The organism is Plantibacter sp. CFBP 8798 (genome assembly GCF_014841195.1).
In the GTDB taxonomy this organism is placed as follows: Bacteria; Actinomycetota; Actinomycetes; order Actinomycetales; family Microbacteriaceae; genus Plantibacter; species Plantibacter auratus.
Window position 1 is genome coordinate 137,353 of record NZ_JACYTS010000004.1, and the last position, 18,949, is coordinate 156,301.

The 18,949-nt window shown below is 70.0% G+C and carries 17 protein-coding genes; 5 read left to right on the top strand and 12 right to left on the bottom strand.

Annotated elements, in window-relative coordinates; genetic code table 11:
* Positions 1-11 precede the first annotated feature (11 nt).
* Positions 12-686: a uridine kinase gene (locus IFU30_RS18305; RefSeq protein ID WP_071262341.1), complete on the bottom strand. Its 675-nt coding sequence runs from the start codon at positions 684-686 to the stop codon at positions 12-14.
* A gap of 38 nt (positions 687-724) precedes the next feature.
* Between IFU30_RS18305 and IFU30_RS18310 the strand changes: the two genes are divergently transcribed.
* Entirely contained in the window at positions 725-1,609 is an 885-nt protein-coding gene (locus IFU30_RS18310) for an A/G-specific adenine glycosylase (RefSeq protein WP_342450895.1), read from the top strand.
* Between the two features lie 135 nt (positions 1,610-1,744).
* Here the strand turns inward: IFU30_RS18310 and rbfA are convergent, their stop codons facing one another.
* The 4 genes from rbfA to nusA form a co-directional block, all read right to left on the bottom strand.
* Positions 1,745-2,182 carry a 30S ribosome-binding factor RbfA gene (gene rbfA, locus IFU30_RS18315; RefSeq protein WP_079707157.1) on the bottom strand — a complete coding sequence of 146 codons (438 nt, stop codon included), beginning with the start codon at positions 2,180-2,182 and terminating at the stop codon, positions 1,745-1,747.
* Between the two features lie 118 nt (positions 2,183-2,300).
* Positions 2,301-5,069 (bottom strand): translation initiation factor IF-2, encoded by a 2,769-nt coding sequence (infB, locus tag IFU30_RS18320; protein ID WP_138944642.1) that lies wholly within the window; start codon positions 5,067-5,069, stop codon positions 2,301-2,303.
* A gap of 287 nt (positions 5,070-5,356) precedes the next feature.
* Positions 5,357-5,626 carry a YlxR family protein gene (locus IFU30_RS18325; protein WP_124769566.1) on the bottom strand — a complete coding sequence of 90 codons (270 nt, stop codon included), beginning with the start codon at positions 5,624-5,626 and terminating at the stop codon, positions 5,357-5,359.
* Positions 5,627-5,631: 5 nt separating this feature from the next.
* Positions 5,632-6,633, bottom strand: a complete 1,002-nt coding sequence (gene nusA / locus IFU30_RS18330) for a transcription termination factor NusA (protein ID WP_192006629.1) — start codon at positions 6,631-6,633, stop codon at positions 5,632-5,634.
* A gap of 207 nt (positions 6,634-6,840) precedes the next feature.
* On the opposite strand from nusA, the gene IFU30_RS18335 reads away from it, so the two are divergent.
* A complete protein-coding gene (locus IFU30_RS18335; protein WP_192006631.1) occupies positions 6,841-8,550 on the top strand; it encodes a sensor histidine kinase in 1,710 nt (569 codons plus the stop codon).
* A complete protein-coding gene (locus IFU30_RS18340; protein WP_064295346.1) occupies positions 8,547-9,227 on the top strand; it encodes a response regulator transcription factor in 681 nt (226 codons plus the stop codon). The genes IFU30_RS18335 and IFU30_RS18340 overlap by 4 nt, the downstream gene beginning before the upstream one ends.
* A 48-nt stretch (positions 9,228-9,275) precedes the next feature.
* Here the strand turns inward: IFU30_RS18340 and IFU30_RS18345 are convergent, their stop codons facing one another.
* Genes IFU30_RS18345 through IFU30_RS18375 form a run of 7 tightly spaced genes read right to left on the bottom strand, consistent with a single transcriptional unit; the run spans position 9,276 to position 16,551 of the window.
* Positions 9,276-11,033, bottom strand: a complete 1,758-nt coding sequence (locus tag IFU30_RS18345; protein WP_079707162.1) for a proline--tRNA ligase — start codon at positions 11,031-11,033, stop codon at positions 9,276-9,278.
* A gap of 41 nt (positions 11,034-11,074) precedes the next feature.
* Complete coding sequence (locus IFU30_RS18350) at positions 11,075-12,178, bottom strand: hypothetical protein (protein ID WP_192006633.1); 1,104 nt, start codon at positions 12,176-12,178, stop codon at positions 11,075-11,077.
* Positions 12,175-13,215 (bottom strand): VWA domain-containing protein, encoded by a 1,041-nt coding sequence (locus IFU30_RS18355; protein ID WP_159879161.1) that lies wholly within the window; start codon positions 13,213-13,215, stop codon positions 12,175-12,177. Before IFU30_RS18355 ends, IFU30_RS18350 begins: the two co-directional genes overlap by 4 nt.
* A complete protein-coding gene (locus IFU30_RS18360; protein WP_137243278.1) occupies positions 13,212-14,210 on the bottom strand; it encodes a vWA domain-containing protein in 999 nt (332 codons plus the stop codon). The genes IFU30_RS18355 and IFU30_RS18360 overlap by 4 nt, the downstream gene beginning before the upstream one ends.
* Positions 14,201-14,668: a hypothetical protein gene (locus tag IFU30_RS18365; protein ID WP_079002737.1), complete on the bottom strand. Its 468-nt coding sequence runs from the start codon at positions 14,666-14,668 to the stop codon at positions 14,201-14,203. The genes IFU30_RS18360 and IFU30_RS18365 overlap by 10 nt, the downstream gene beginning before the upstream one ends.
* Positions 14,655-15,545 (bottom strand): DUF58 domain-containing protein, encoded by an 891-nt coding sequence (locus IFU30_RS18370; protein WP_236555491.1) that lies wholly within the window; start codon positions 15,543-15,545, stop codon positions 14,655-14,657. The genes IFU30_RS18365 and IFU30_RS18370 overlap by 14 nt, the downstream gene beginning before the upstream one ends.
* Before the next feature lie 4 nt (positions 15,546-15,549).
* The gene (locus IFU30_RS18375; protein WP_064295340.1) at positions 15,550-16,551 is read right to left on the bottom strand and encodes an AAA family ATPase; all 1,002 of its coding nucleotides are present in this window, start codon (positions 16,549-16,551) and stop codon (positions 15,550-15,552) included.
* 198 nt (positions 16,552-16,749) lie between these two features.
* Between IFU30_RS18375 and IFU30_RS18380 the strand changes: the two genes are divergently transcribed.
* Both IFU30_RS18380 and IFU30_RS18385 read left to right on the top strand, forming a co-directional pair.
* The gene (locus IFU30_RS18380; RefSeq protein ID WP_137243279.1) at positions 16,750-18,018 is read left to right on the top strand and encodes an acylneuraminate cytidylyltransferase; all 1,269 of its coding nucleotides are present in this window, start codon (positions 16,750-16,752) and stop codon (positions 18,016-18,018) included.
* Positions 18,015-18,944, top strand: coding sequence for an N-acetylneuraminate synthase family protein (locus IFU30_RS18385; protein WP_124769572.1), 930 nt, complete (start codon positions 18,015-18,017; stop codon positions 18,942-18,944). Before IFU30_RS18380 ends, IFU30_RS18385 begins: the two co-directional genes overlap by 4 nt.
* Positions 18,945-18,949: the final 5 nt, after the last annotated feature.

An 18,949-nucleotide genomic window follows, 5' to 3' on the forward strand; every position in this document is an offset into this window, starting at 1 on the left:
GGCGGCGGCGCTCAGCAGAAGTCGGCGAAGATCCGCCGTGGGTGCCGCTCGTCCGTGTTGTCCACGAGGGCGGTCGCCCGCGCGGTCGGGTCGTCGTCCTTCCGGTAGAGCGCCTGCCCGCCCACGTAGCGCGCGTTGGACGGCGCCGTCGGGTCGGCGTCGACGCCGAGGCGCTCGTGCAGCCGCTCGTAGGCCGTCGCCATCGGGACGTCGAGCCAGACCGACGCATGCCAGAGGCCGCGGAGCTCGGGACGGTTCAGGAAGACGCCGTCGACGATGAGGACGGCGTCCTGCGGGCCGGTCGTCCAACGCAAGGGAGCGCCGACGTCGCGCTGCTCGTCGAACCCGACGAGTTGGAAGCCGGCGCTACCCGCCAGGCGGAAGGGCTCGACGAGCACCCGGCGGAACAGCGAATAGTCGAACGAGTCGAGCCAGTAGCCCTCGGCCGAGTCCCGCCCCCGCGCGTACCGTTCCTCGCGAGGACGGTGGAAGTCGTCGATCGAGGCGCGGAACACCGCGCGTCCGGCCTCGTCGAACACCTCGGCCAGTCCGTCGGCGAACGCCGCCGTGCCAGAGCCGCTGACGCCGTCCACCGCGATGAGGGTGCGGCCTCGTGGGTAGTCCCGCTGGAACTGGTCTCGCAGCTGCCGGAGCAACTCGATCCGTGGTGTCGTGACGAGCTTCATGGCGCCGAGCCTACCCGCGCGGATCGTAGGCTGGTGCGGTGCCGCCCGAACCCTCCGACCTCGCCCCGCTCGTGACGCGATGGTTCCGCACCAACGCGCGCGACCTCCCGTGGCGACGCCCGGGGTTCCCCGCCTGGGGCACGCTCGTGTCGGAGTTCATGCTCCAGCAGACGCAGGTCAGCCGGGTGATCCCGCGGCTCGAGGAGTGGCTCGGGCGCTGGCCGACGCCCGCCGACCTGGCGGCCGAACCACCGGCCGAAGCCGTCCGCGCCTGGGGCCGACTCGGCTATCCGCGCCGAGCGCTCTGGCTCCATGCGGCGGCCACCCAGATCGCCGAACGGCACGACGGCATCGTCCCGTCGGACGTGGACCAGCTCCTGGCGCTCACCGGCATCGGCGACTACACCGCCCGCGCCGTCGCCGTCTTCGCCTACGGGGACCGGCACCCGGTGGTGGACACGAACACCCGACGGGTCATCGCCCGAGCCGTCCGCGGCCAAGGCGAGCCCGGCCCACCGAACGCCAAGGCGGACCTCCCCGCCATGGAGGCGCTCCTGCCGGAGTCCCGCTCGGAGGCAGCCGTCTTCAACGCCGGGCTGATGGAGATCGGCGCGGTGGTCTGCACGGCTCGAGCACCGCGGTGCGAGGAGTGTCCGCTCCGCGAGGTGTGCGCGTGGCGCGCGGCGGGATACCCGGCCTACGACGGGCCGGTCAAGACGAAGCAGAAGCAGTTCGCGGGCAGCGACCGACAGGTCCGGGGCATCATCATGGCCGAGCTCCGCTCGACCCACCGCTCACTGACGGACGAGGAGCTCCGGGCGCTCTGGCCCGACCGCGAGCAGTTCGACCGCGCACTCGCCGGACTGGTCGCCGACCGCCTCGCGGTGCGCGTCGACGGCGGGTACGCCCTCCCCCACGACTGACCGGTCCCTCAGCCCCACCCGGTCCCTGAGCCCGAATCGGTCCCTGAGCTTGTCGAAGGGCGCACGCCGACAGGCTCAGTGACCGGATGACGGAATCCCGGTCCCTGAGCCTGCCGAAGGGCTGATGCGAGGTGTCTAGTCCTCGGCGTCCACGTCGCGCGGCTTGACGTAGGGGTCCTCGTCGCCGGCGTAGGCGGCACCGGCGGCAAGCCCGGCCACCTCGGTGTCGCGGTTCTTCGCCTCACGCAGCAGGTCTTCGATGTGCTGCGCGTTCTCCGGGATCGCGTCGAGGAAGAAATCGAGGCTCGGGGTCAGCCGGGTGTTGATGTTGCGGCCGATCTCGGCACGCAGCAGGCCCTTGGCGGACTCGAGCGCGGCCGAGGTGTCGGCGCGTTCCTCGTCGGAGCCGTACACCGTGTAGAACACGTTCGCGTGCTGGAGGTCGCCGGTCACCTGTACGTCGGTGATCGTCACGAAGCCGAGCCGCGGGTCGCGGATGCCCTTGTCGAGCCGTTTGGCGATGACTTCCTTGATGCGGTCCGCCAACTTGCGGGCCCTGGGGTTCTCTGCCATCTCGTCCTCCTCTGATGACCGTCGGGCGGAGGGCCGCCCGACGGATGCTGCACACACAATACAAGCAGGAATCCCCGCCGCCCTCCCGGAGGAGGACGACGGGGACCGGCCGAGCGGACTAGCCGCGCGGCTTCTCCTTCATTTCGATCGTCTCGATCTCGTCACCGATCTGGATGTCGTTGAACTTGCCGAGACCGATACCGGCCTCGAAGTCCGTACGCACCTCGGTGACGTCGTCCTTGAACCGACGCAGCGATTCGATCGCCAGGCTGTCGCCGACCACGACGCCGTCGCGGATGACCCGCGCCTTGGCGTTCCTCGTGATCGTGCCCGAGCGGACGATGACACCCGCGATGTTGCCGAACTTGGAGGAACGGAACACCTCGCGGATCTCTGCGACACCGGACTGCACCTCTTCGTACTCGGGCTTGAGCATGCCGGTGAGGCTCTGCTCGACGTCCTCGAGTGCGTTGTAGATGACCGAGTAGAACCGGACGTCCACACCCTCACGGGCCGCACGCTCGCGGGCCTTCGGGTCGGGGCGCACGTTGAACCCGATGATGATCGCGTTGTCGATCGTGGCGAGGTTGACGTCGGACTCGGTGACCGCACCGACACCGCGGTGGATGATCCGCAGCTGGACGCTGTCGTCGACGTCGATCTTGAGCAGCGACTCCTCGAGTGCCTCGACGGCACCGGAGACGTCACCCTTGATGATGAGGTTGAGCGACTCGACCTTGCCCTCTTCGAGTGCACGGGTGAAGTCCTCGAGCGAGATGCGCTTGCGAGCCTTGGCCAGAGCGGCGTTGCGCTCCGCGGCTTCACGCTTCTCGGCGATCTGACGCGCGGTGCGGTCCTCCTCGGTGACGAGGAAGGTGTCGCCGGCCCGAGGAACACTCGAGAGGCCCTGCACCTGGACGGGACGCGAGGGACCCGCCTCGGCGACGGTGTCGCCGTTCTCGTCGACCATCGCACGGACGCGGCCGTAGGCCGTACCGGCGACGATCGCGTCACCGACGCGGAGCGTACCCGACTGGATGAGGACGGTCGCGACGGAACCGCGGCCCTTGTCGAGCTTGGCCTCGATGGCCACACCGCGTGCATCCTTGTTCGGGTTGGCGCGCAGGTCGAGACCGGCGTCCGCGGTGAGCAGCACGGCGTCGAGGAGGTCCTTGATGCCGGTGCCGGCACGAGCCGAGACGTCGACGAACATGACGTCTCCGCCGTACTCCTCGGCGACGAGGCCGTATTCGGTCAGCTGCTGGCGCACCTTGGCCGGGTTGGCGTCGGGCTTGTCCACCTTGTTGACCGCGACGACGATCGGCACGTTGGCCGCCTGCGCGTGGTTCAAGGCCTCCACCGTCTGCGGCATGATGCCGTCGTCGGCCGCGACCACGAGGATCGCGATGTCGGTGACCTGCGCACCACGAGCACGCATGGCGGTGAACGCCTCGTGACCCGGGGTGTCGATGAAAGTGATCGGACGCTCGATGCCCTCGTGCTCCGCGACGACCTGGTACGCACCGATGTGCTGCGTGATGCCACCGGCCTCGCCGGCGACGACGTTCGCGTTGCGGATGGCGTCGAGGAGGCGCGTCTTACCGTGGTCGACGTGACCCATGACGGTGACCACGGGAGGACGGATGGCGAGGTCCTCGTCGGACTCGTCCTCCAGCTCCTGGTCGAGGTCGATGTCGAAGCCCTCGAGGAGCTCCCGGTCCTCGTCCTCGGGCGAGACCATCTGGATCTTGTAGCCGAGCTCGGAACCGAGCACGTCGAAGGTCGCCTCGTCGAGGGATTCCGTCGCCGTCGCCATCTCACCGAGGTGGAACAGCACGGTGACGAGGTTGCCGGGGCTGGCGTCGATCTTGTCGGCGAAGTCCGAGATGGACGCGCCACGACGCAGACGGATGATGGTGTTGCCGTCGCCGCGGGGGACGCTCACGCCGCCGAGCGACGGGGCTTCCCGCAGCTCGAATTCGGCCCTCTTCGTCCGCTTCGACTTCCGTGCCTTGCTCTTGCCGCCACCGCGACCGAAGGCACCTGCGGTACCACCGCCGGGTCCGCGACCACGACCGCCGCCGCCACCGGGGCGACCCGCGAATCCACCGGCGGGTGCACCACCGGGGGCACCACCGGGACGGAAACCGCCACCGGCGCCACCGGGACGGAAGCCGCCGCCACCGGCGGGACGACCTGCGCCACCCGGACGACCGGGACCACCGGGACGCTGACCCTGGCCGACGCCCGGACGGGGCGAGCCGGGGCGCGGAGCCTGCGGACGCGGGATGTTGCTGGGGTTCGGACGCTGACCCATGCCCTGAGCCGCTGCGAACGGGTTGTTCCCCGGACGCGGCGTGCCAGTCGGGCGCTGGCCCATGCCCTGCGAGGACGCGAACGGGTTGTTCCCCGGACGCGGAGCACCGGGACGGGGGCCGCCCGGCTTCGCGGCGTCGCCGGAGGGCGAGTCGCCGGCGGCCGGAGCCGCGGGTGCGGACGGTGCCGCCGGAGCAGCAGCTGCGGGTGCCTCCGCCGCAGGGGCGGGGGCGGCCGGAGCCTTCGGGCCTGGGGCGGCCTGCTTCGGCGCAGGCGCAGCAGGCGCCTCGGCCTTGGGGGCGGGTGCCGCGGGGGCCGGAGCCTTGGGTGCGGCGGGACCCGGGGTCGGAGCGCCGGGCGTGGCCGGACGCTTCGCCGGGGCGGCGGGGGCGGCTGACGCCTTCGCGCCCTCGGCCTCGAGGGCGGCGCGCAGCTTGCGGGCCACCGGCGGTTCGATACTGGAAGACGGTCCCTTGACGAACTCGCCCAATTCCTTGAGCTTCGCCATGGCGATCTTGCTGTCTACTCCGAGTTCGGATGCGATCTCGTGTACACGTGGTTTTGCAGCCACAATTCTCCTGTCTGAGCTTGCACCCAGGCAGGGGCAAGCGTTAGTGGTGGACGGTGCTCATTTCGAGCCGCTCATGAGTTGTCCATTAGCCGTTCAGCCTGTTCTCTCGGAATGCCGCACCCGGGTGGGGCGGCAGCAGGATGGAGGCCCGGGATCCGGGCCTGATACCTGCGGTGGGAAGCACGGTGTGCGCCGGAGCGCTCTCGCGTGCACTCACTATCGTACACCCCGACCCTGGGTGCGGGCTCACCACCGGATCGTGAGCGGGTCGTTCGAGCCCGACGACGTCATTCAGCCGTCGGCACGGCCGGTTCCGTCGACACGAAGGCCCGGACCGCCGACGCGTCGGGTCCCGCGGTCAGTCTGAGCGCCCTCGTGAACGCCCGACGCTGCACCGCCTGGTCGACGCACGCCGACGTCGGGTGCACCCAGGATCCGCGGCCCGGCAGGCGCGCCGCAGCGTCGGGGACGAGCGCCCCCTCGACCGCGACGACGCGCAGCAGTGCCGACCGCGGCTCGCGACGGCGACAGCCGACGCAGGTCCGCACCGGTTCCATCCGGCTCAGTCCGATTCGAGGATCGAGTCCGGCTGGATGTCGATCTTGGCGCCGGTGAGCTTGGCGGCGAGACGGGCGTTCTGCCCCTCCTTGCCGATCGCGAGCGACAGCTGGTAGTCCGGCACGAGCGCCCGGACGGCCTTGAGCGACTGGTCGATGACGTACGAGCTCGTCACCTTGGCCGGCGAGAGCGCGTTCGCGACGAACGTCGGCAGGTCGGGCGAGTAGTCGACGATGTCGATCTTCTCGGCACCCAGCTCGTCGGTGACCGCGCGGACACGACGCCCGAGCTCACCGATGCAGGCGCCCTTGGCGTTGATGCTCGGGTCGTTCGCCTTCACCGCGATCTTGGTCCGGTGTCCGGCCTCGCGAGCGAGTGAGACGATCTCGACGATGCCGGATGCGATCTCCGGGACCTCCAAGGCGAACAGCTTCCGTACGAGTCCGGGGTGGGTGCGCGAGACGGTGATCTGCGGACCCTTGAGGCCCTTCGTCACGCTCGTCACGTACACGCGGATGCGTGCACCGTGCGGGTACTCCTCACCGGCCACCTGCTCCTCGGGCGGAAGGATCGCCTCGATGGTGCCGAGGTCGACGTGGATCATGCGCGGGTTCGGGCCCTGCTGGATGACGCCCGCGATGATGTCGCCCTCGCGGCCCTTGAACTCGCCGAGGACGGCGTCGTCCTGGATGTCGCGGAGCCGCTGGAAGATGACCTGCTTCGCGGCGAAGGCGGCGATGCGGCCGAAGTCGTCCGGCGTGCTCTCGGCCTCTCCGATCAGGACACCCTCGTCGTCGAACTCGGGCACGAACACCCCGACGTGGCCGGTCTTGCGGTCGAGCTGGACCCGGGCCGCCGGGACGTCGCCGCGCGAGGTGGTGTCGGTACCCTCGGTGCTCTTCAGGTACGCACTCAGGATGGCCTGCTCGATGATCACGACGAGCTCCTCGAACGGGATCTCCTTCTCGCGTTCGATCGACTTCAACAAACCGAGATCGATGTCCATCGATGGCCTCCTCTATTCAACTGGTGGTGCCGCGGCAAGACGTGCAGCGGCACGACGGGCATGCTGCTGCCGTGCTGCCGAACCCGTCTGTCTACGGTACCGGATGCCGAGGGGTACGTCATCCACCCAGCTGGGAAGCCGCCGCGCGTCCTCGAGGGTCCCGCTCCCGGCTCGACCGCGTCTCGGGGCGGGTGACATGATTGGCCAATGGTCTTGGGCGAGCTGCGGAACGTCATGCGGAGCACGAGGGTGCGGATCCTCGTCGCGATCCTGCTCGCGACGACGCTCGCGATGACGCTCGTGGGCGTCTCCACCTACACGCTCGGCCGACAGCAGACCCTCGCGACCATCGACGCCCGCCTGGAGCACAGCGCCGAGCTCATCGCCTTCATGGTGGTCGGTTCAGGCGACTCCGCCGATGCCCCGGCGACGAGCGACGCGGCAGTCGACGCGGTGATGCGACGCTGGATCTTCGCCGAGGACGAGACCGCCATCGGTGTGCGCGCCGACGGCTCGACGGTCGCGCCCAGCGCCCCGTCCGCCTTCCGCCTGGACGACGACCCGCAGCTCCTCGACACCATCACGGCCCGATCGTCCCGCGGCGTCGTGACCGGTGAGGCCACCGGTGACCGCACCGTGCGGTACGCGATCATCCCGGTGCAGGTCGTCGGCGACCCGAGTGTGGCCCACGTCGTCATCGCCACCGACGTGCACGCGGCACTCGCGGAGTCCCGAGGCATCCTCGCCGTCGAGATCGTCGTCGCCGTGGTGTGCCTGCTCCTGCTCGGCCTCGTCGGCTGGCAGCTCGCGGGTGGACTGCTCCACCCGATCCGACTGCTGCGGGACGCCGCCGCCCGCATCACCGAGTCGGACCTCGACGAGCGGATCCCGGTCGTCGGTCGCGACGACGTCTCGGAGCTCACCACGACCGTGAACGGCATGCTGGACCGGCTCGACGAGGCCTTCACCAGTCAACGCCAGCTGCTCGACGACGTCGGCCACGAGCTGAAGACGCCGCTGACCATCGTGCGCGGACACCTCGAGCTCCTTGATCCGTCCGACCCCGCGGAGGTGGCCGCCACCCGCGACCTCGCCCTCGACGAACTCGACCGGATGAGCTCCCTCGTCGCCGACATCACGGAACTCTCGACGGCCGGACTCGCGTCGACCCTCGACCGGGAACCGGTCGACATCGAGGCGTTCACCGCCTCGGTCCACGAGAAGGCCACGGCGATCTCGACCGAACACGAGTGGACCCTGGGCGAGCAGGCCGCACTCACCGCGGACGTCGACGCCGGGCGCTTGGCCCAGGCCTGGCTGCAGCTCGCGGACAACGCCGCGAAGTACTCCCCGGCCGGGTCGACGATCGTGATCTCGAGCCGGTTCGACGAGTCGGACGACCCGGCGCTCGTGCTCTCCGTCGCCGACGACGGGCCCGGGGTGCCGGAGGCGCTCCGCGAACGCATCTTCGACCGGTTCACCCGGGTGAGCGGTGGACGGGGTGTCGCAGGCTCCGGCCTCGGCCTGTCGATCGTGCAGGCGATCGCCGCGGCACACGGCGGGTGGGCCGAGGTCGAGGACACGCAGCAGGCCGGCTCCCTCTTCAGCATCCGACTGCCGCTCGCGGTGGCGGACGACGACGAGGGGTCCGACGCGGACCTCGACCTCGACCCGGACGAGACCGCGGCGATCCCCCGCAGCGCGATGGCCCAGGCGATCGCGCTGCGAGAGGCGCAAGCTGCTCAGGACGCCGCTGAGGCTCAGACGACCGCGGCGATGCAGGCCGGGCCGACACCCGGCGATGCACGCTCCGCGAACGACGCACCACCACGCTCGCGAGCACCGTCCCCTGAGGACGACTTCCCGGACCTCGTCGACACCTCGGCTCGGCGGAGTGCGCCGGAGGACCACGCATGAGCCGGATCCTGGTCGCCGAGGACGAGACGCGGATCTCCGCGTTCGTGAGCAAGGGCCTGCGTGCCGCCGGCCACACGGCGGACGTGACGGTCGACGGATCGCAGGTCGTCGAGCTGGCGGAGAGCGGCGACTTCGACCTGCTCGTCCTCGACATCGGACTCCCCGGCGTCGACGGCTTCGAGGTGCTCAGACGGCTCCGCGACGACGGCAGCGAGCTCCCCGTCATCATCCTGACCGCCCGCGATTCCGCGCGAGACCTCGTGGCGGGCCTCGACGGCGGGGCGAACGACTACATGTCGAAGCCCTTCCGGTTCGAGGAGCTCCTGGCCAGGATCCGCCGACGCCTGGCGGAGCGGGCACCGGCGTCCACCACCGCCGTCCAGGAACGGCTGTCGGTCGGGCATCTGGAGCTCGAGCTGCGCGAACGGCGCGTCCTCGTCGATGGTGTGCCGGTCGAGCTGTCCACCCGCGAGTTCGCCCTCGCCGAGGAGTTCTTCCGCCACCCGGACCAGATCCTCAGCCGGGAGGAGCTCCTCAGCCGGGTCTGGGGCTACGACTTCGATCCCGGTTCGAACGTCGTCGACGTCTACGTGCGGTATCTCCGGAACAAGATCGGCAAGGACGCCATCGCGACCGTCCGCGGAGCCGGCTACCGCCTCAGCACGAGAGCGCAGTAGCGGCCGTCATCAAGACGGGGATGACGACCGCTCCTGCGCTCTCGCGGCTCAGAGGGCGAGGTCGGCGATCGCGACCCGGTCCTTCGTGCCGGCGGCCCGGTCCCAGAGCTCGACGAAGCCCTCGGTGGCCTCGCGACCGACGACCACCACGACGGGCACGCCGATCAGCTCGGCGTCGCCGAACTTGACACCCGGGGACACCTTGCCGGTGCGGTCGTCGTAGAGGACGTCCTTCCCGCTCGCCTCGAGCGAGGCCACGAGTTCCTCGGCCACCTCGAAGATCGCCGCGTCGCGTCCTGCTGCGACGACGTGCACGTCGAACGGGGCGACGGCCTTCGGCCAGATGAGACCGCGCTCGTCGTTGTTGCCCTCGGCGATGATCGCGAGGATGCGCGTGATCCCGATGCCGTAGGAGCCCATGGTCACCGTGACGAGCTTGCCGTTCTCGTCGAGCACCTTCAGTCCGAGCGCCTCGGCGTACTTGCGCCCGAGCTGGAAGACGTGTCCGATCTCCATGCCTCGAGCGAGCTCGACCGGTCCGGAGCCGTCGGGCGCGGGGTCGCCGGCGCGGACTTCCGCCGCCTCGACGAAGCCGTCGGCGGTGAAGTCGCGCCCGGCGACGAGGCCGAAGACGTGCTGCTGATCGACGTTCGCGCCGGTGATCCACTCGGTGCCGTCGACGACCCGAGGGTCGAGGAAGTACCGGATCTCCGTTGCCGACTCCTCACCGAGGACGGGCCCCTGCGGGGACCACGGTCCGATGTAGCCCTTGACGAGCCCGGCGTTCGCGGCGAAGTCCGCTTCGGTCGCGGCCTCCACCTCCGCGGGGCTGAAGGCCACCTCGACGCGCTTGAGGTCGACGTCGCGGTCGCCCGGCAGGCCGATGACGACCAGCTCGCGCGTGCCGTCGAGGTGCCGCAGTGCCAGCACGACGTTCTTGAGCGTGTCGGCGGCCGTCCAGGCCCGTCCGTCGTCGCGCGGGTGTCGCTCGTTGGCGAGGTCGACGAGCGTCGAGATCGTCGGGGTGTTCGGCGAATCGAAGACCGTCGCGGGTGCCAGACCCTCGATGGGGCGGGCCTCCGGGACCTCGGTGGTGTAAGCCTCGACGTTGGCGGCGTACCCGCCGGCCGAACGCACGAAGGTGTCCTCACCGACCGCGGTGGGGTGCAGGAACTCCTCGCTCCGCGAACCGCCCATCGCGCCGGCGTCGGCCTGCACGATTTCGTACTCCAGGCCGAGCCGCGTGAAGATGCGCTCGTAGGCGTCGCGCTGCGCCTGGTAGCTCGCGTCGAGCCCGGCGTCGGACACGTCGAACGAGTAGGCGTCCTTCATGGTGAACTCACGACCGCGCAGGAGGCCTGCCCGGGGACGGGCCTCGTCGCGGTACTTGTCCTGGATCTGATAGATCGACAGGGGCAGGTCCTTGTAGGAGGAGTACAGGTCTTTCACGAGCAGGGTGAAGACCTCCTCATGCGTCGGCGCCAGCAGGTAGTCGGCACCCTTGCGGTCGTGCAGGCGGAAGAGGGCGTCGCCGTACTCCTCCCATCGGCCGGTGACCTCGTAGGGCTCGCGCGGCAGGAGCGCGGGGAAGTGCACCTCGAACGCGCCGGCGTTCGCCATCTCCTCGCGGACGATGGCCTCGATCTTGTTCTTCACCCGCAACCCGAGCGGCAACCAGGCGAAGACACCCGGCGCCTGGCGTCGGATGTACCCCGCCCGCACCAGCAGGCGGTGACTCGTCACCTCCGCGTCGGAAGGGTCTTCACGGAGCGTACGGAGGAAGTAATTCGAAAGGCGCGTAACCACCTGTCCATGCTAGTCCGTCACGCGCAGGCCGCCCGGAACCGCTACCAGGGGCGATCGGCGAAGTTCCCGTTGTCGTTGTTCCGACCGCGGTTCTTGGCGTCCTCGGTCGACTTGTCCTGCTGGGCGTCCTGGCCGGCGTCCTTCAACTTGTCGACCTTCCCGTCGACCTCGCTGTCACCGGTACCGCTCGAGCCGCTCGAGTCGCCGTCGCCCTGTCCCCCGTTCGAAGGATCCTGCTGGCCCTGCCCGCCGGACCGGTCGCGCTGGTCGGTCGCATCCTGACGTTTGCGGTCGATGCGATCGCCGGTGTCCTGCAGGTTCTCACCGGGCGTGCCCTTCGGATCGATCACGTCGGGCTGCTGCCCGGTTCCGCCCTGATCGCCCTGGTCACCCTGGTCCCCCTGGTCACCCTGATCGCCCTGGTTCCCCTGGTCGCCCTGGTCCCCCTGGTCGCCCTGGTCACCCTGACCGCCCTGGTCGTCCTGACCTCCTTGACCACCTTGATCACCCTGGTCCTGCGGGTCCTGCGGGTCCTGGGGGTCCTGCGGGTCCTGCGGGTCCTGCTGGTCCTCGTTCTGATCCTGGGACTCCCCCTCGAAGCAGCCCTCGCCCTCGTCGACGATGCGCTTCGCGGTGTCGTAGAGGTTGATGGCGCCCTGGAAGAACTGGCCCTTCACGTACTCGTCTGCCTGGGTCTCGTACGCGCGCGCCAGGTTGACCCGGACGATGCAGGCGGTCTCCTCCGTCGGCGCGAGCTCGAGCGCCTTGCCGAGGTCGTCGGTCCCCTGCACCCAGTCCTGTCCGGCCGCGGCTGCGGTGCCCCGGTCGAACCAGGCGATCCACGGCTCGACGACGTTCGCCGTGAAGAGGTGGCCCGCGCTCAACTGCGCCCCGGAGTAGTCCTCGGCGCGGTACTCGGCGATCGCCGACTGCGCGACGACCGGCAGACTCACGAACTTGACCCCGACGACGAGAGCGACGAGGACCAGCGGAAGGGACCACCAGAACAGCCGACGGCGCAACCGGGCGACCTCGGCCGGGGCCAGCGGCGGACGCCGCGGTTCCTCGAGTCGTGGCCGTGGCTCAGGGCTGCGCGGCGCATCGTCGGGCCGGTCGGTGCGGGTCCGATCGTCGAAGAGGGTCATGCCTGCCCACCCTTCGTCCGTCGGAGCTCGCCCAGCGCGCCGACCAGGCCGGGGAGCTCGGTGAGGAGCAGCACACCGAACCCGAGCGCGAACACCCAGTACAGCTCATCGGTGCGCCGGATGTCCACCTCGTCCTCGACGGTGACGCCGCCGACGGCGAGGCCGTCGAGTGCGTCGTCGAGCGACGCACCCGGTGTCCTGATCTCCGACTCGACGCCGAGCTGCGACGCGATCGTCTCGAGTGCGCCCGGATCCAGCCGGGACACGGCGGGCTCACCGGTCGAGTAGTCCTGGATGTAGCGGACGCTGCCGTCCTGGTACCCGGAGAACTCGCGCATGGTCCCACCGGCCTCGGTCCCATAGCCGAGCACGCCACCGCCGCCGATGAGCGGTGCGATGCTCTCGAACGACCCGGGGGCCGCGCCACTCGTCTGCTCGCCGTCACCGAGGTAGAACATGATCCGGTTCCGACCCGGCTCCTGCTCCTCGGCCTGGGTCAGCAGCGTGGTCATGAACTCCACCGGTGCGTCGATGCTGCTGCCGCGGGAGTAGGTGGTGATCTCCTGCGTCATCGCCTCCGCAGCCGACCGGAGCGCCGTCGCGTCCGTCGTGAGGGGCATGCGCTGGACGGCCACGGCGTCGAACGTCACGAGGGCGTATCGGGCACCGGCCAGCCGGTCGGCGATACCGGTGATGTCGGCCTTCGCACCGTCGAGTCGGGTCGGCGGCTTCGGGGCGCCGTTCTCGTCCGTCCCCGACGCGGTCTCGTCCGGCCAGTCCTCGGCGGCCATCGAGCTCGTCGTGTCCACGACGAAGTAGACGTCGAGGTCGCCCATCGCGGACGGTGGGCGATGGTTGCCGGGGATGGTCGGTCGGAGGGCGATGATCACGAGCACGACGACCATGGCCAGTCGGGCGATCCAGTGCCAGGCTCCTGGCCGCCGCACCCCGGCGAGGAACTGCCAGACGGCGAAGGCCGCGAGGACGGTGCCGAGCACGGCGACGGCCCAGATCGGCAGAACGGGGTTGATGGTCATCGGCGCAACCTCCAGGCGAGCAGCATGAGCGCCGCGAGGCCGCCGAACGCCGCCAGCACGAACACGAACGGCTCGTCGACCTGCACGAGCTGTTTGGCGCCCTTCAGCGTCTTCGTCTGCTCCGCCGTGATCTGCTGGACGATGCCGCCGACCGCGCCGGGGTCGGCGAGCGCGTAGTAGTCCCCGCCGGTGGACGTCACGACCTCGTCCATCTCTGCGGCGAGGTCGTCGAGGTAGTCCTTGCTGGAGACGTCGCCGGGGTTGATCCCGTACACCGTCACGTCCTGCGCCTTCGCGTAGGCGCCGGCCTCCTTGAGCGTGAGGATCGGCTCGCCCGCGACGTAGTTGTCGGTCGCGAGCACGATCGAGCGCGACCGTTCCTCGCCGACCTGGTCGAACCGCATGACGCAGGACCCGAGACCGTCGCCGATGAGGGACGAGCCGTTCCCGAGATCGGTGCCGTTCCAGTACTCGTAGTCGCTCTCCGGCGAGGTGAGGTCCTCGACGAGGTGGTCGAGCTGCGCTGCCACGTAGTCGTAGTCGCTCGTCAGCGGGAAGTACGTGGTCGCGGACGCGTTGAACAGGACGAGCGCGATCCGCTCACCGTCGAACCGCTGCACGAGCTTCTCGAACACCCCGACCAGCGCGGCGTCGTACTCCGTCATCGACCCGGACACGTCGAGGCAGAGCACGATGTCGCGGTTGCGCAGTTCGGGCTGGAACACCGTCGTGCTCACCACGCGTGACCCGAGGGCCGTGCCGGCGAGCAGCAGCACCCCGAGCGCGGCGATCGTCGCGATGATGAGGCGCCGGTACCGCGACAGCGCGCGACGGTAACCGGGGAGCGCGGTGAGCCGTTCGGAGTGCGCGACCCACAGGGGCTCGGCGTTCGCCTTCCGGCGCCGCCCGGTGCGGGCCACGAGGACGACGACGGCGACCACCGCGGCCACGGCGAGGAGCCAGACGAGCGGCATCCACCAGTAGATCAGCTCCACGTCGTCACCACCTGGCGGGCGAGCGTGGCGGCCTCGGCGACGCTGCCCGTCTCGGCCTCGCGGAACTCGACCGGGTAGTAGGCCGACACGGCACGACTGAGTGGCGCGAGTCCGGCGCGATCGAGGTCTGCGAGGGTCATGACCTGGGCGCGGACGCCGCTGGACTCGTGCGCGTACATCCGGAGGATCGCTCCGAGCCGTTGGTGGGCGCGCCGCGTACTCAGGGCGCCGTCCCCGTGCTCGCGCTCGATCTCGCCGATGAGTGCGAGGTAGCGGTCGCGCAGGACGGTCGGCGACGGCTGCGGCGCCGGGCGCGGCGCGCTCCCGCGCGCGCGACGGCGCACGTGGGCGAGCATCCAGACGTACCACCCGATCACGAGCGCGATGAGCACGAGTCCGAGCACCGGCCAGAGCAGCGTGTACTGGACCGGTGCGTAGTAGCCGTTATCGCCGGGCATGTCGGTGGGCCTCGAGGAGGTGGAAGAGGACGGGGACGACGTCGTCGGCTCCGGTCACGCGCTGACCGCTGATGCCGAGTTCCTCGAGCTGGTCGAGGTGTCGGGCGGTGGCGCTGGTGACGGCCTCGGTGAACTCACGACGGAGCGCGTCGTCCGACCGGATGAAGGCCGGCAGGGACCGCTCGTCGGCGACGTCGACCATCGCCCGACCGGTGTACTCCGCCCGCATGAGGTCGGCGTCGCCGACCGAGATCCAGAGCACCTCGTGCTGGACGTGCAGGCGGCGGAGGATCTCCGACCGCTTCGGCGTGATCTCCTCGTCATCCGAGACGATCACGAGCAGACAGCGCTGCTTGACCGACCGTGCCGCGTAGCCGAGCAACTCGTCGAGATCGCTCTGGGGTGCCGCGAGCGACGCACGCCGGTCGATGTGCTGCAGCAGGCGCTCGAGTGCCGATTCGGTGCCGGCGGGTCGGACGAGTTCCGGCGCGGCGGCGTCGCCGGCGACGAGACCGACGAGGTCGCCGTGCCGGATCGCGAGGTATCCCAGGATGCCGACCGCAAGGATGGCGACCTCGCGTTTGGTGCTCCCACCCTCGGCGAGCGCCGCGAGATCACGACCCGTGTCGACGACGAACAGCACCTGGTGTTTCCGCGTGGCGATGTAGCGCTTCACGAGTGGAGCGCCGTGTCTGGCCGTCGCCTTCCAGTCGATGTCCTTGATCTCGTCGCCCGGGGTGTACTCGCGGAGGTCGTCGAAGTCGAGGCTCCTGCCCTGGAACACCGAACGGTACTCGCCGTCGAGCATCCCCCGCACGCGGCGGTGGGCGTGGATGAAGAGTTTGGACTTCACCCGGTGGAGCAGCGGGGCTGACACGGGCCTACGGCGCCTGGACCGCTCCGAAGACGGCGTCGATGATCGTCTCGGGCGAGACGTCGTCGGCCGCGGCTTCGAAGTTCAGGATGATGCGGTGCCGCAGCACCTGGTGGCGGTAGCCCTTGACGTCCTCCGGGATGACGTGGTCACGCCCGGCGAGGATCGCGAGCGCCCGCGCGACGGTGCTGAACGCGATGCTGGCACGCGGGCTCGCCCCGTACTCGATGTAGCTCGCGAGCTTCGGCGGCAGGTAGTCGCTCGCATGGCGGGTCACGTAGACCGTCTGGACGATGTAGTTGAGGATCGATGCGTCGAGGTAGACCCGCTTGGCGAGGGACTGCAGGAACAGGACGTCCTCGAGGCTCACCCCCGGGCGGTCCTGGTCGGTCTCGTAGAGCCCGGAGTTCACCCGACGGACGATCTCGGCCTCCTCGCCGATCGTCGGGTAGTCGAGGACCTCCTTGAGGAGGAAGCGGTCGAGCTGCGCCTCGGGCAGGTGGTATGTGCCCTCCTGCTCGATGGGGTTCTGCGTGGCGAGGACGAAGAACGGCTTCGGCAGCGGATAGTGCGTGCCGCCGATGGAGGTCTGGCGTTCCTGCATCGCCTCGAGCATCGCGCTCTGGGTCTTCGCGCTCGACCGGTTGACCTCGTCGAGGAGCACGAAGTTCGCGTGTACGGGCCCGAGCTGGGTCTGGAACGCGCCCGTGCGGGCGTCGTAGATCTGGGTGCCGATGATGTCGCTCGGCAACAGGTCGGGGGTGCACTGGATGCGTTTGAACGAGGCGTTCACCGCTTGGGCGATCGATTCCGCCGCGGTCGTCTTCGCGAGTCCTGGGACGCTCTCGAGCAGGACGTGTCCGCCCGAGACGAGCGCCGCGAGCAGGGTGGTGCGCAGGCCCTGCTGGCCGACCACCTTCGCATCGTAGGCACCGACGATCTCGGAGAGGATGCTGCGGGCCCGCTGCAGCTCGGCTGGCGCGATGGGGGTGCTCGGCGTCACGGTCACTGGTCTCCCTGGCGAGGCTGGCGGTCCGGACGGATGACCGTCGAACGCGGATCCGCCTGGTGGAACCCGGCGGTCCGAACAGTCTACGTGTGAAGATCCGGAGCTCGGGCGCCTCGGCCACCGGATGGCCACCAGGGCGTCGGCCGCCGTTCGCCCGCCGTCCCCCTCGCGTCCACCGCCGCTTCCTACCGTGGATCGATGACATCTGCAGCGCACGGGAGGCACCCGGAGACCGACGGCGCGACGGCGATCGTCCCGGTCAGGGGCGGTTCGAAGGGGATCCACCGCAAGAACCTCAGGACGGTCCGCGGGAGCACCCTCATCGCGCGATCGGTCGAAGGGCTGCTGCGGTCGGGTGGCGTCTCGCGCGTGGTCGTCACGACCGATCACCCGGACCTCGCCGCCGCCGCCGTCGCCGCCGGTGCCGAGGTCATCGACCGGCCGGCCGAACTCGCCGAGGACAGCACCTCCTCCGAGGCCGCGCTCCTCCACGCGCTCGGCGTCCTCGCGGAGCGCGGAGAGCTGACCCCCGTGACGGTGTTCGCGCAGGCGACGTCGCCCTTCCTCGACGTTGAAGCACTCGACGACGCCGTCGCCCTGGTCTCCTCCGGGCGGGCGGACTCCGTCTTCGCCGCGGTGCTCGACCACGGATTCCTCTGGACGGAGAAGACGAAGGGTGCCCGAGGGATCGGTCACGACCACCGCGAGCGGCCCCGGCGACAGGACCGCGCCCCGCAGTACCGCGAGACCGGCTCGTTCTACGTCTTCGACACGGACGGCTTCCTCGAGGCCCGGCACCGCTTCTTCGGCCGGATCGCGCCGGCTGTCACCAGGTCCTTCGCCGCGCTCGACATCGACGAACCGGAGGATCTGCTCGTCGCCGAGGCGATCGCCGGACTCGCCGAACGTCAGCTGGGCATCCCGTCGGGCTCCGAGCGTTCGGAGCACCACCTCGACGTCGACGCCGTCGTCACCGACTTCGACGGGGTCCACACCGACGACCGCGCCAGCATCGACGCCGACGGGGTCGAACGGGTGAGCGTCCATCGCGGTGACGGCCTCGGCGTCCGTCTGCTGCGCGAGGCCGGGCTGCCGTTCCTGATCCTGTCGACCGAGCGGGTCCCGATCGTCGCCGCACGCGCGGCCAAGCTCGGCGTCGACGTCGTGTACGGCTCGGCCGACAAGGCGACCGCGCTCCGCGACTGGGCGACGGCGAAGGGCGTCCCACTCGACCGCATCGCGTACCTCGGCAACGACGTCAACGACATCCCGGCCCTCGAGATCGTCGGCTGGCCGGTCGTCGTCGCCGATGCGCACCCGGAGGCCCGTGCCGTCTCCCGGCTCGTCCTGGAACGCCGAGGCGGCGACGGGGCCGTCCGCGAACTCGCCGACCTCGTCCTCGCCGCACGCGCGACCCTCGACCCCCTGAAGCTGTCCACGCTGCAATCGAACGGAGCACGACCATGAGCATCCACCAGGACGCGAACGACACCACCGACCTCGACGGCCGGACGCAGCCGTCTCCCGTGCGCATCGACGGCATCCCCGTCGGCGGCGGCGCCCCCGCGTACGTCATCGGGGAGATCGGTCTCAACCACAACGGCGACGTGGAGCTCGCGAAGCGACTCATCGACGTGGCCGCCGACGCCGGCGCACAGGCCGTCAAGTTCCAGAAGCGCACGCCGGAGATCTCGACGCCGGCGCACATGCGCGACGTCCCGCGGCAGACGCCGTGGGGTGAGATGAGCTACCTCGACTACCGCTACCGGGTCGAGTTCGACCGTGAGCAGTACATCGAGATCGGCGACCACGCCACCCTGCGAGGCCTCAGCTGGTTCGCCTCCCCGTGGGACGAACCGTCGGTCGACTTCCTCGAGGACCTGGGCGTCAGCGCGCACAAGGTCGCGTCCGCCTCCGTGACCGACTCGGGCCTCCTGACCCGTCTCGCCGCGACCGGGAAGCCGATCATCCTCTCGACCGGCATGTCGACGCTCGAGCAGATCGACCGCGCAGTCGAGATCCTCCGGGGCTCGCCGCTGGTCATCCTGCACGCGACCTCCACGTACCCCTTGCCCGCCGAAGAGGCGAACCTCCGGATGATCGACAGCCTCGCCGCCCGGTACCCCGGTGTGCCCATCGGGTACTCCGGCCACGAGACCGGTCTGCAGATCTCCCTCGCCGCGGTCGCTCTCGGAGCCACGATGGTGGAACGCCACATCACGCTCGACCGTGCCATGTGGGGCTCGGACCACGCCGCGTCGCTCGAACCGCACGGCTTCTCGAACCTCGTCCGCGACATCCGGGTCATCGAGACCGCCATGGGTGACGGCGTCAAGCGCATCTTCCCCGGCGAACTCGCCCCGCTCGCGAAGCTGCGCAGGGTCGATGCCTGATCATC

Coding starts and splice junctions, on each gene's coding strand:
- IFU30_RS18305 (WP_071262341.1), bottom strand. CDS start 686: ATGAAGCTCGTCACGACACCACGGATCGAGTTGCTCCGGCAGCTGCGA.
- rbfA (WP_079707157.1), bottom strand. CDS start 2,182: ATGGCAGAGAACCCCAGGGCCCGCAAGTTGGCGGACCGCATCAAGGAA.
- IFU30_RS18325 (WP_124769566.1), bottom strand. CDS start 5,626: ATGGAACCGGTGCGGACCTGCGTCGGCTGTCGCCGTCGCGAGCCGCGG.
- nusA (WP_192006629.1), bottom strand. CDS start 6,633: ATGGACATCGATCTCGGTTTGTTGAAGTCGATCGAACGCGAGAAGGAG.
- IFU30_RS18335 (WP_192006631.1), top strand. CDS start 6,841: ATGGTCTTGGGCGAGCTGCGGAACGTCATGCGGAGCACGAGGGTGCGG.
- IFU30_RS18340 (WP_064295346.1), top strand. CDS start 8,547: ATGAGCCGGATCCTGGTCGCCGAGGACGAGACGCGGATCTCCGCGTTC.
- IFU30_RS18350 (WP_192006633.1), bottom strand. CDS start 12,178: ATGACCCTCTTCGACGATCGGACCCGCACCGACCGGCCCGACGATGCG.
- IFU30_RS18355 (WP_159879161.1), bottom strand. CDS start 13,215: ATGACCATCAACCCCGTTCTGCCGATCTGGGCCGTCGCCGTGCTCGGC.
- IFU30_RS18365 (WP_079002737.1), bottom strand. CDS start 14,668: ATGCCCGGCGATAACGGCTACTACGCACCGGTCCAGTACACGCTGCTC.
- IFU30_RS18380 (WP_137243279.1), top strand. CDS start 16,750: ATGACATCTGCAGCGCACGGGAGGCACCCGGAGACCGACGGCGCGACG.
- IFU30_RS18385 (WP_124769572.1), top strand. CDS start 18,015: ATGAGCATCCACCAGGACGCGAACGACACCACCGACCTCGACGGCCGG.